Annotated in this window: 11 protein-coding genes; 7 read left to right on the forward strand and 4 right to left on the reverse strand. The window is 37.4% G+C overall.

Annotated features, from left to right (window positions below; all coding sequences use genetic code 11):
- Nucleotides 1-2 precede the first annotated feature (2 nt).
- The 3 genes from AC07M3_RS02075 to AC07M3_RS02085 are packed head-to-tail and all read right to left on the reverse strand — an operon-like array spanning nt 3 to nt 3,912.
- Nucleotides 3-1,127, reverse strand: a complete 1,125-nt coding sequence (locus tag AC07M3_RS02075) for an ABC transporter permease (protein WP_494566389.1) — start codon at nt 1,125-1,127, stop codon at nt 3-5.
- Nucleotides 1,128-1,137: 10 nt separating this feature from the next.
- On the reverse strand, nt 1,138-2,901 hold the full coding sequence (locus tag AC07M3_RS02080) for an ATP-binding cassette domain-containing protein (RefSeq protein WP_209733493.1): 1,764 nt from the start codon (nt 2,899-2,901) through the stop codon (nt 1,138-1,140).
- Nucleotides 2,902-2,931: 30 nt separating this feature from the next.
- Nucleotides 2,932-3,912: an HlyD family secretion protein gene (locus AC07M3_RS02085; protein WP_494566390.1), complete on the reverse strand. Its 981-nt coding sequence runs from the start codon at nt 3,910-3,912 to the stop codon at nt 2,932-2,934.
- 118 nt (nt 3,913-4,030) lie between these two features.
- On the opposite strand from AC07M3_RS02085, the gene eppR reads away from it, so the two are divergent.
- Complete coding sequence (gene eppR, locus AC07M3_RS02090; protein WP_494566391.1) at nt 4,031-4,678, forward strand: error-prone polymerase regulator EppR; 648 nt, start codon at nt 4,031-4,033, stop codon at nt 4,676-4,678.
- Here eppR and lpxB read toward each other — a convergent pair.
- Nucleotides 4,675-5,850, reverse strand: coding sequence for a lipid-A-disaccharide synthase (gene lpxB, locus AC07M3_RS02095; RefSeq protein WP_494566392.1), 1,176 nt, complete (start codon nt 5,848-5,850; stop codon nt 4,675-4,677). The genes eppR and lpxB overlap by 4 nt on opposite strands.
- A 220-nt stretch (nt 5,851-6,070) precedes the next feature.
- Between lpxB and AC07M3_RS02100 the strand changes: the two genes are divergently transcribed.
- The 6 genes from AC07M3_RS02100 to AC07M3_RS02125 all read left to right on the forward strand — a co-directional run bounded on the left by AC07M3_RS02100 (nt 6,071) and on the right by AC07M3_RS02125 (nt 12,613).
- Nucleotides 6,071-8,173, forward strand: coding sequence for a TonB-dependent siderophore receptor (locus tag AC07M3_RS02100; RefSeq protein WP_307009939.1), 2,103 nt, complete (start codon nt 6,071-6,073; stop codon nt 8,171-8,173).
- 66 nt (nt 8,174-8,239) lie between these two features.
- Nucleotides 8,240-8,539 (forward strand): hypothetical protein, encoded by a 300-nt coding sequence (locus AC07M3_RS02105; RefSeq protein ID WP_244524324.1) that lies wholly within the window; start codon nt 8,240-8,242, stop codon nt 8,537-8,539.
- Complete coding sequence (locus AC07M3_RS02110; protein ID WP_494566393.1) at nt 8,532-10,088, forward strand: PepSY-associated TM helix domain-containing protein; 1,557 nt, start codon at nt 8,532-8,534, stop codon at nt 10,086-10,088. The genes AC07M3_RS02105 and AC07M3_RS02110 overlap by 8 nt, the downstream gene beginning before the upstream one ends.
- Entirely contained in the window at nt 10,085-10,366 is a 282-nt protein-coding gene (locus AC07M3_RS02115) for a DUF1634 domain-containing protein (protein WP_347018346.1), read from the forward strand. The genes AC07M3_RS02110 and AC07M3_RS02115 overlap by 4 nt, the downstream gene beginning before the upstream one ends.
- A gap of 153 nt (nt 10,367-10,519) precedes the next feature.
- Entirely contained in the window at nt 10,520-11,407 is an 888-nt protein-coding gene (locus tag AC07M3_RS02120) for a sulfite exporter TauE/SafE family protein (RefSeq protein WP_494566394.1), read from the forward strand.
- 117 nt (nt 11,408-11,524) lie between these two features.
- A complete protein-coding gene (locus tag AC07M3_RS02125; RefSeq protein ID WP_045432956.1) occupies nt 11,525-12,613 on the forward strand; it encodes a 3-deoxy-7-phosphoheptulonate synthase in 1,089 nt (362 codons plus the stop codon).
- Nucleotides 12,614-12,641: the final 28 nt, after the last annotated feature.

Below are 12,641 nucleotides of genomic sequence, written 5' to 3' on the forward strand. Positions count from 1 at the left end.
CTTTATCTCAACCGTTTTTTTAGTGAAAAGTTCACAGCACATATCAAAACAACGATATATCCCAATAAAATACCGCATTCTTTAAACCATAACTTCCAATCATCACCTCCCATAAATAGGGTTTTAATTAAAATCATAAAATGCGTAGCTGGAAGTAACTGGCTAACAATTTGTACAACCAAGGGTAAATTTCGTGTATCGAAAACAAAACCTGAAAGCATGAGTGCAGGCATAAAACTTGCCAATAAAGCAATTTGACTCGCCTGAAACTGGCTTTGAGCAAAGCCTGATATGGTTAAACCAAGTAATAACGAAACAATTAAATATAAAAATGAAGCTGATAAAATTGAGAATAATGAACCGCGCATGGGTACTTCAAAAATAAAATACGCAGCAATAATACAGATCACGATATCAATCATCCCGACCACAACATAGGGAATGAGCTTTGCTAATACAATTTCAAATGGCCGTACAGGCGTCACAAATAAGGCCTCTAGTGTTCCCCGTTCCCTTTCACGGGCAATGAGTAACCCCGTTAAAAATGCACCGATTAAAGTTAAAATTAATACCATTAAGCCTGGGACTAAAAACCAAGTACTGTTAGCAGATTCGTTAAACCATATTCGTTGTTCAATATTAACGGCGCTTGAAGTTGCTAATATTGGACTACGGTCAACTTGTATAGACGGCGCGGTAGCCAAAGCACCTGTGACATATCCTTCCAAAGCTGTTGCTATGGTGGTAGACGTACCATTTAATAACAGTTGAGCCTTTGCGTTACCTTGTTGTGCCTGACTCGCGAAATCTGAAGGGAAATGCAAAATGGCATCAATCTCGCCATCTCGAATGGCTTGCTCTGCTTCAGGCAAATTATGAAATTGCTGACTCGTTAAATATTGCGAGCCATTTAAACCTGCTAAAACCTGATTGATCTGTGGTGAAGACTGATCAACTACAACACCAACTCGTGCCTGATTTAAGTCAAAGGAAAGTCCATAGCCAAATAGTAAAATTAAGATGATAGGCAAAACCAGACCAATCCCGAGGCTGCTTTTATCACGAATGAGCTGCTTAGTTTCTTTACGAACTAGCGCTGTCAATCGATTCCAAAATGCAAAACTCATTGTAGACCTCCTAAACAGCATGCCTTAATGCACGTGCTTGCTCCACAATTGCTATAAAAGCCTCATTCATATCACTGATATATCTATCTTTACTTGCTAATTCGCGTACTTGTTGGGGTGAACCTAAGGCTAACAACTTTCCTGCATCTTGTATGGCAATCCGGTCACAATATTCCGCTTCTTCCATAAAGTGCGTAGTGATAATGATGGTAATACCCTGATTTGCCAGCTCACCAATGCTGTACCAAAATGAACGCCGTGCAAGTGGATCAATGCCACTAGTGGGTTCATCTAAAAATAAAATTTCCGGTTCATGTAATAGTGCAGCAGCCATAGATAGCCGTTGTTTATAACCACCGAGTAAATCACCACTTTTACTATGAGGCTTTAAATCGTATTGCTGTAACGCTTTATCAATTTGTTGTTTTAGCTTTTCGCCCGATAAACCATAGGCTCCACCAAAAAATTTGAGATTCTCTAAAACAGTTAAATTACTATAAAGTGCAAATTTCTGAGAGACATAACCTACGTTAGCCCTAGCTTCAGCTCGAGCTGTGCGTAAATTTTTACCAGCAACTTCCAAATATCCACTACTTGCTGGCAACAATCCACACAGCATTCGAAATGTCGTTGTTTTCCCAGCTCCATTAGGCCCAAGTAATCCAAAGATTTCACCGCGCTGCACATCAAATGAAGTGTTAGCGACAGCAGTAAAATCTCCAAAAGTTCTGACTAAATCTTTGACCACAATGATAGGTTGGTCTAATTCCAACTCATGATTTTGCAGTGAATCAAAAGCTCGTTCAGAAATGGATATTTGTTTTCGTTGCTTTTGATTCTGTTGTAATAACATCATAAAAGCATCTTCAAGTTCAGGTTCTCGTGTATTTGCTATTAGCCCCTGAGGTAAAGCACTAGCTGATAATTCTTTCTGGCGACTAATAAAACGTACTTGTTCACCTTTTGGAACAGCATCAATAATCTCTAGATGATTATCAAGTAATTGGGCTTGTACAGTACGCGCCTTAATATTTGCAGGAGGTTTGACTTGCCATGTTTGCCCACGTGCTATTTCTTTTAATTGCTCTGGAGAGCCCTGCTTTAAAATTTTCCCCTCGTGCATGATATAAACTTGTGCACATTTTTCTGCTTCATCCATATAAGCAGTACTTATAATTACACTTAGGTTTTCTTCCTGAACAAGCTGTTCAATAATGATCCATAAGTCCCGTCTTGATAAAGGGTCTACACCAACACTAGGCTCATCAAGCAATAGCAACTCTGGGGAACGAACTAAAGTACATGCTAGCCCTAGTTTTTGTTTCATTCCGCCAGAAAGTTGACCCGCTAAACGTCGAGTGAATTGAGCAAGGTCTGTCATTTCCAATAAACGTTTAAATCGTTGATGACGAATTTCTTTTGGAACGTCGTGTAAATCGGCATATAAATCAAGATTTTCTTGTACGCTTAAATCTTCATATAGTCCAAAACGTTGCGGCATATAGCTAATACGGTCTTGCACAGCTTGTGGATTTTTACTCACGTCAATTCCAAGTACATTTAATGAACCCGAAGTGGCTTTATATAATCCTGCCATTAATCGTAATAAAGTTGTTTTCCCCGAACCATCTGGACCTACTAAAGCGGTAAGTTCTCCTTTATTGATTTGCATGTTTAAATGATCAATTGCAGTAATATCTGCTGCCTTTTTACTCTCAGCTTTAAAAGTCATGACCAAATCATGGACATAAACCACTGTATTTTCATCGGTCATGGGCATTCTCACTTGAAGCAAGTGGAACTTTCACAGTAACGGGTGCCCCATTTTTAATTGATCATTCGGATCATTTACATACACTCGCACTTCATAAACCAGTGTTGTTCTAATCTCTTCGGTCTGTACTGTTTTCGGCGTGAACTCAGCTACTGAAGATATATAGCCAATTTTTCCATTAATGGGCTGATTAGGATCAGAATCACGAATAACTTGGGCCGTGCCACCCATCTTGATAGAACTTAAATCTTGTTCGTTTACATACACACGAATCCATTTTGGATCGGTTAAAGCCAATGTATAAACGGCCTTTTGCGCAGTTGTCATATCGCCAACTTCTTGTAGACGTGCTCGTACCACTGCATTTACAGGAGATTTTAGTTCAGTCTGGGTAAGGTTATAGTTAATTAAATCTAAATTAGCCTGAGCGACTTCATATTGTGCTTTGGTCGCTTCACGATCTTCTTGTCTAGCGCCTTTAATTAATAATTCTAAATTGGCCTGTCTTTCCCGCACCACTGCTTGAGCACTTTGCTGATTACTTTTGGCATAGTCTAACTCTTGTTGGCTAATTGCCCGACCATCTGTGCTACTCACCAAAATTTGTAACCGTTGTAAGTTTTTATCCGTTTTATCTAACTCTGCTTGAGCAGAAGCCAATTGTGCTTTTGCTTGGGTAATTTCTTCAGGACGAGCTCCGACCTCTTGTTTAATAATTGCCTCTTGTTGCGCTTTGAGCTGTGCTTGCGCCTGCTTTGCCTGAATTTGTAATGCATTAGTATTAAGAGTAGCAAGTAACTGGCCTGCTTGAACTTTATCGCCCTCTTGGACCATGAGTTTCTGAATACGGCCAGACTGTTCAAATGCGAGCGAAACTTGGCGAATATCAACATTTCCATGCAAAGTTAAAAAACTATCTGATTGTTCTTTATCATTATATTTCCAAGCCCAAAAGCCGATTAGAGCCACAGCTATAATAACTAAAACACCGGCAATCACTTTTTTATTCATCTTATTGGCCTTTTTATTAAATTCAAATTTTCTTAGTTTAAATTCAATTTAAATTTAAATTACCTTACTCTTTGAATAAAAGATATACTTTTATGGTGAATTAAAATTAGGTTTAAACATGTCCAGATCTAGACGAAGTGATGGTGATTTAACCAAGTCTAAAATTATTGAGGCTGCGGGACCTTTAATAGCCCAATATGGTTTTGCAAAGACAGCAAACAAAGCAATTGCCAAAGCAGCAAATGTCGATTTAGCTGCGATTAATTATCACTTTGATGGTCGAGATGGTTTATATCAAGCAGTTTTATTGGAAGCTCACGCACACTATCTGGATGAAAACTACCTACTAGAACTTGTTGAAAGCGCTCACTCTCCAGAAGAAAAATTAAACTTATTACTTGAGACTTTATTGCATAAATTAACTGAAAAAGATGTCTGGCATGGCAAAGTCTTTATTCGTGAACTGTTTTCACCTTCAGAGCATTTATTAAGTTTTATTGAATTTGCAGGAATGCGAAAAATTTTTCTCATTCGTAAGTTGATTAGCCAAGTCGCTGGCTTAGATGAAAATGATCCGGCTGTTTTACCCTGCATTTTAAGTGTTATGACACCCTGCATGATGCTCATTATTGCCGGACCGAATGCTCAAGCACCCGAGCCTCTTAAGAATATCGCCCAGATGCCATTACACGATTTAGTTGAGCATTTTAAGAAATTTTCATTGGCTGGGTTAAAAGCAATTAGCCAATCAAATCTTAAAAATTAGCTATTCAAACATTGCAAAATTGCCTGTACCGGATCTTCTGTATTTCCAGAAATAAGCTGTTTATGCATGGTTAAATGTTGCATCACTTGAATTTGTGCTGTTTCAACATTCATTAGTTTTTCTATTTCAGTTGCTAAATTTTCTGGTGTTGCATCTGCCTGAATCAACTCTTCAATCACTTTTTTACCAGCAATGATATTTGGCAAAGAGTAGTAAGGAATTTTGACCAAAAACTTAGCAATTAAATAGGTCAACCAATGCAACTTATAAAAAGTAACCATAGGTCTATGCATTAACATTGCTTCTAATGTCGCTGTTCCAGAAGCTAAAGCAATGATGTCACTTGCGTTCATGACCATACGGCCAACTTTTGATTCAGCGTCTGTATTTTCTAAAATATGAATTGCAGCTTTTAAATGAGGTGCTAATTGTTCAACGCCCTGCTCAATCTGTTGTTTACGTGCATCGTTGATTGCGGGAATCAAAAATTGAATATCTGGATATTTGGTATGCAAAATATTGGCAGCGCCCAGTAACATAGGAAGAAGTCGCTCTACTTCCCCTTTACGGCTACCTGGCAACAAAGCAATATGTTTTTGATTTTCAGCAAGACCTAATTGCTCTTTTGCAATTTGAATTGGATTTTCAAGCGGCAATTGTTTAGCTAATGGATGACCTACAAATGCCGCCGGAACTTCATATCGCTCATAGAAGACTTTTTCAAAAGGAAATAAGCAAAGTACTAAATCTATACTCTGTTTAATGCCATGAACACGCCCCTGACGCCATGCCCAAACCGAAGGACTCACATATTGAACTGTTTTTATTGGAAGATTCTTTTCTTTAATACTTTTTGAAAGTCTGAGGTTAAAATCTGGCGCATCAATACCAATAAAAATATCAACGGGATGCTCAGTCCATTGGTTAATTAAACCATCACGTACCGCAAATAGTTTTTTTAAATCTTTTAATACCTCAACAATCCCCATTACCGACAAAGTTTCCATTGGGTAATAGCTTTTAAAACCTTCAGCAATCATTTGAGGTCCACCAATTCCCTCAAATTCAGCATCGATTCCCTGCTCACGAAAACTACGCATGAGCTTAACGCCAAGCGTATCTCCTGAAACTTCCCCAACTACAATGCCTATTTTAAGTTTTCGGTTTGCCAAGGCCATTTACCCAAGAATTTGAAATAACGCATTCTAGCATAGAGGCTTATCAATCTTGAACTTGATCGATGCATCCTCACTAAAAGCGGCCACTGCGTACACTATCTAAAATTACATTCATTCACCATATTTTAATCTAAATTAACAATGCAATTTGAATTGTAGCTTACATTCACAAACAATAAAATAAATGAGAATTATTTACATTATCTTTAATCTTATGAATATCCCACCTCGACCATTTAAGCTTACCGTAATTGCCTGCGCGATTTGTTATGCGAACCTCTCTTATGCTCAAGATACAGCTGCTGTGCAAGCTTTACAGACCATTCAAGTTAAAGCCACAAGTGCTGAGCAGTCTTCTGAACAGACCAAAGCATACAATGTTAAAAACTCAAGTAGCGCAACCAAGCTTAATATTGAGGCTAAAGAAACTCCTCAAACTATTAACGTAGTCACTCGTCAACAAATTGAAGATTTTGGTTTAACATCCACACGAGACATTTTAAGTAATACACCAGGTGTAACTGTAACTGGATTAGAAACAAACCGAACGACTTATACTGCTCGTGGTTTTGATATTTCAAACATTTTGGTTGATGGAATCGGTATCCCTCAAGTTGACAGCTATAACTATAATAATAGTGATGCAGATAGTTATTTCTACGATCGTGTTGAAATTGTCAAAGGTGCTGATGCCCTAACAAATGCTCTAGGGGATCCTGGCGCTACAATTAACTATATCCGTAAACGTCCTACTAAAGAATTTCAAGCAAATGCTGGGGTAAGCTATGGTTCATGGGATACACAACGCTATGAAGCTGATATCTCAGGTTCTCTTACACAAGATGGACGAGTACGAGGGCGTCTCGTAGGTTATGAGAAAGTAGGAGATTCTTATCTAGACCGCTATTCTGAAGAAAAAAATGGATTTCAAGGAATTTTAGAAGCTGACGTTACAGACACAACAAATGTTTCAGCAGGATATTCGAAAACTCGTCAATACGCTAATGGTTCTCAATGGGGTGCACTACCCTTGGTTAACTCAAAAGGTGAACCATTAAGTTATTCTCGTAGCTATAATTATGCACCGTCATGGACATACTACGATTGGGAAATAGATAATTATTTTGCCAATATTGAACAAAAGTTATGGGGAGACTGGAAGTTAAGATTAGGCTATAACCTAAAAAAATCAGATGTTAAAGATAAAATGCTTTATCTCAGTGGTTTTCCTTCTGCTACTGACAATACATCTGGTATTTCACTCTATCCAGAAATTTATAATCAAAAATTTAAAGAAACGACTGCTAATGCAGATATTCAAGGTACCTTTAATTTATTAGGGCAGCAACACGAAGCAAATATTGGTTATAACTGGTCAAAGTATAGTGCTCAAAGTGTTTATTCTTATGGTAGCAGTTTAGGTGTTATTACCACAGACTTACCAAGCTGGACTCCTGATGAACCAACTTGGGGAGAATTCAATTCTGCTGCCCCAGAAGAAAGAACAATGAAATCTGTTTACGGTGCGACTCGTCTTCATTTAGGTGAGGATCTCAAATTTATCTTAGGTGCCAATTACACTGAAATCGACACTCTGGAATATAAAAAGAATAAAGTTTCTCCATATGCCGGTATCACATATAACTTTACTCCTGAATACACAGGTTATATGAGTTATACCTCTATTTTTAGGCCGCAAACTGTTATCGATCTTTCTACTAAGCAAACAGCTGTACCAGTAGAGGGTGAAAGTTATGAAGTAGGTGTAAAAAGCTCTTGGTTAGATGGTGCTTTAACAGGAAATATTGCCATATTTAGAACAGATGAAGATAATTTTGCGCTAAACCCATTATGGGATCCGCTTTACAACAAATACTCATCACCAATTGGTACGATTAGATCACAAGGGGTTGAGGTTGGATTAACAGGCAAATTAACTGATAACTTAGATTTGGTTTTTGGTTTTTCAACATTTAGTCTAAAAAATATGGAAACAGGTGAAAGAGGCAGACCTAATATCCCGACTCAAACTCTTAACGTTTTAGCTTCTTATACTGTTCCAGAAATTCCAAAGTTAAAAGTTGGTGCAAGCATTAAATGGCAAGATGATATACATGACACCTCTTACTCCACTGTAAAACAAGATGCATATGCATTGCTTAACGTTATGGCCAGTTATGATTTAAACGAACATGTACTGTTCCAAGTGAATGGAAACAATCTGACAAATGAAAAATATTTGACAGGTTTATCTGGTGGTCAAGGTTACTATGGAGCCCCAGCGAACTATACAGTTGCTGTAAAGTTTAAATATTAATATCGTAGCCAATCCCAATTTAGGGATTGGCTTTTCTTATTACTCTTTGTTTATGTGTCATTAAAGATGTCCAAAACTGTAAATCTCCCTGTGTCATATCGCATAAAAGTTTTCTATCGATTCTTGCTGGTTTTCGGTATGGGTTTTGCCTGTATGGCGTATTTAAGTCTTGGACTCACTGGAATTCTCCTTTTGACCCTCGACAAAGCTGAAGCTATCTATCTCGCATCATTTATAGCAATTCTATTTTACGTAGTGTTCGTGATTATAGGTTTTTGCATTCAATCACTTTTGAAACTCACTGGGCTATCAGTCGTTCTATGTGCCCTTTTCTTTTTTGCAACGCGTATGGTGGGTTATGCATAAAGGTATACGTCAATCTATGGCATGGCTACACTCATGGACTGGCTTAATTTTTGGATGGCTCGTATTTGCCATTTTCTTAATGGGAAGTTTGTCTTATTACCGCCACGAAATTAATTTATGGATGCAGCCTCCACTTGCGCAATATGAAGTAAAGCAAGATATTGCTATTAAAACAGCCTATCAATACTTACAAGACCATGCTCCAGATGCCAAATCTTGGTATTTAACTGTTGCTACACCAGAAAGTCCAGTAAACACCATGTATTGGGAAAAATCAGACGGCGGTTATGGCAATACCACACTTGATGCAAACACAGGTCAAGAGCTTCAACTTTCGGCAACGTTAGGCGGCGACTTTTTTTACCGATTCCATTACCAACTTTTTGGCGTCCCAATATTACTTGGACGATTAATAGTATGTCTTGCCGCATTTATTATGTTGATTGCCTTGGTTTCAGGCATTATTACCCATAAAAAAATATTCACCGACTTTTTTACTTTGCGTACATTTAAGTCTCAGCGTTCATGGCTAGACTTTCATAATATTTCTTCGGTGATTGCCCTACCTTTCTTTTTAACCATTACATTTACAGGCCTAGCCATTTTCTTTTATTTGTATCTGCCTTGGGGAATGCAAAAGCTTTATCCTGAAAATCCATATCAATATTTTACCGAAATACGTACAAACAATGTGCTTGAGAACCAATCGATACAGCCAGCTCAGAACTTATCTATCGAAAAGTTATTAAGCCAAGTGCAACAAAATTGGGGAAATCAAACTTTATCGACAATTAGTGTAAAAAATCCAAATACCAATCAGGCGCAAATTACCTTTATTCAAAATGAAGATCATTCAATTACCCGGAATCAGGCTCAAATTACATTGAATGCTTCAACAGGCAAAGTCTTAGCAGACACACGTAATAATAGTGCTATTGCAACACTGAATGCGGGAGTTTACGGTCTACACATGGCAACATTTGCCCAACCTTTACTTCGCTTAGGGTTCTTTTTCTCGGGCATTTTAGGTTGTGTCATGATTGCCTCTGGTTTGCTACTCTGGAGCCTTAAACGCCAAATTCAAAATAAGAACAGTAAGTTTCACTTTGGACACTATTTAGTTGACCGTTTAAATGTCGCAACTTTTGTAGGACTGCCGTGTGCAACTGTCGCCTATTTAAGTGCGAATCGATTATTTACAGTCACTTCAACCACAATCAATTATGAAATTTATAGTTTTTTCTTAGTCTGGCTAATCAGCTTAATCATTGCTTTAGTCACTAAAAAACAATATTTATGGCGAACTCAACTTAGTATTTTTATTCTGCTTTGTATGGCGCTTCCAGTCTTAAATCTAATTTATTTGCTCAAGCATGATTATGTTGAAAGCTTCAATAACTATTTGACATTTGCATGTATAGATGTGTTTTTATGGATCTTTGCAGCTTTAGCAATTTTTATATTCTGCAAAATTCAACCTATTCAGCATAAAGCTGTAGAAAAAATTCAAAAGAAGCTGAATAAATTAAATACTGAGGTGAGCTCATGATCTTTATAGCTTTCATCTTAATCTTAGTAGGAATGTATTTGTTATTTATGGCGAGTGAAAAATATCGATCGCCAAAATCAACAGGCCATTTCAAATCATTAGCTCAAAAATATTACCAGCACTTTAAGATAGCTGCATTCATATTGTTTGTTTTATGCGCATATATTCTGATTCGACATTATAATTTTTCAATTGGTTTTGTCAGTTGGTGGATCTTTGCAACGCCGTTAACTTTTGGTCTCATACTTCTACTTAACCCATTAAAACCATCAAAATAATCTTAGACTATAATAATTTGATGAAAAATAGCTCAAGCTAAGCAATATTTTGATTGCTTAGCTTTTTTTTGCATAAGTAAATCATTATTCATGACAACTGTTTATCTCTAAAAGGAATAAGATATGGGCGTTTCGTGATAAGTGGCGATAAAGATGTCTGGTGCTTTTGAATTTATCTTAGCGGGTATGTTAGTTGGTTTCTGTGTAGGGATTACAGGAGTTGGTGGTGGATCATTAATGACACCAATTTTAATTGGCCTTTTTAGAATTGAACCTCATATCGCAATTGGTACCGATTTACTTTATGCCGCAATCTCAAAATTTTGTGGCTCAATGGTTCACGCTAGAAAACTCAATATTGTCTGGCCAATTGTTTTATGGCTTGCAGTGGGTAGTATTCCAGCATCTTTCGCTACCACTTGGATACTTGAACATTATTTAAGTCAGTCAACTCATTATAAAGCTGTGTTAACCATGGTTTTAGGGTTTATGCTAACTCTGACTGGTGTTTCAATTATCTTTCGTTCACGTATTGAAAAATTCTTCAATAAATTCAGAAATAAAGAAGTAACCCAAACAGAAAATGAGCAATTGGCTATTCACCATAAACGCCTCTACATCATTATTATGGGTATTATTTTAGGCGTATTCGTAACGCTTTCATCTGTTGGTGCTGGTGCATTTGGCATTATGGCACTCGTGATCATGTTCCCTAACTTGCCAATGATTCGAATTATTGGTTCAGATGTGGTACATGCGGTATTGCTTACTTTAGTGGCCGGCCTCGGACACATGAGTGCTGGTAACGTCGACTTTACGCTTCTTATGTGGTTATTAGTGGGTTCGATTCCAGCAATTATTGTAGGTACGCTTATTAGTTCTCGCATGCCTGAACGTTTAATCCGAAAAATTTTAGGGATTACCCTATTTGCTCTCGGTGTTAATTTTATGGTTAACCCGGTCAAAGCAAAACCAAAAGCCCCTGTGGTACAACAACAAGCCGTGATTGCTGAAAAAACAAGCAATCCAACTGAAAGATAGCAAAATCAATAAGATTTTTCCAAACTGAAATACCATGAGATGTAGGATTTTCATAATTATTTCATGGTATATTCAGTACACAAAACAACCTTTAGTATGATCGAACCAGTGACAGCAATGAATACAAATTCAAAATCCGTTTCCAAGCCCGATATCGACGACGTTAATATTAAAAGCATTCAAACTCTTGTAACACCAGCTGAGCTTAAATCAGAGTTGCCTTTATCTGATGTTGCTTCACAAACCGTTCTAAAAGGTCGCGAAACTATTCGTAATATCTTAGATGGTTCAGATAAACGTTTGTTTGTCGTTATTGGTCCTTGCTCTATTCACGACCCGAAAGCTGCTCACGAATATGCCGATCGCTTAAAAGTGCTAAGCGAAAAAGTTAAAGATTCATTGTATTTAGTTATGCGTGTTTATTTTGAAAAACCACGTACGACAATTGGTTGGAAAGGTCTAATCAATGACCCTGATATGAATGATTCATTTAACATCGAAAAAGGTTTACGTATTGGTCGTAAACTATTGCTTGAGTTAAATGAAAAAGGTTTGCCATGTGCAACTGAAGCACTTGACCCTAACTCTCCACAATACTACCAAGACTTAATTTCATGGTCTGCAATTGGTGCACGTACAACCGAGAGCCAAACTCACCGTGAAATGTCTTCTGGTCTATCATCACCAGTTGGTTTTAAAAATGGTACAGACGGCGGTTTAACTGTTGCCACCAATGCTATGCAGTCTGTTAAATATGGTCATAGTTTCTTAGGCCTTAACGAAGACGGTCAAGTTTCAATTATTAATACTAATGGTAACCCTTATGCACACGTTGTATTACGTGGTGGTAATGGTAAACCTAACTATGATGCTGGCTCTGTTGAAGAAGCAGAAAATGCTTTAGCGAAAGCAAAAGTTAGCAATAAAATCATGATTGATGCGAGTCACGCGAACTCAAATAAAGACCCGTACTTACAGCCACTTGTTCTTAAAAATATTACTGAACAAATTTTAGATGGTAATAAGTCAATTGTTGGTCTTATGGTTGAAAGTCACTTAAAAGGCGGCCGCCAAGATATTCCTGAAAATCTTTGTGACCTAGAATATGGTAAATCAGTGACTGATGGCTGTATTGACTGGGAAACCACTGAAAAAACATTACTTGAAATGCATGAAGCTTTAAAAGACGTTTTACCAAATCGTTAATTCATCTTTTTAAGAATATCGATTAAGC

It is taken from the genome of Acinetobacter sp. GW821-FHT09D10 (genome assembly GCF_059416285.1).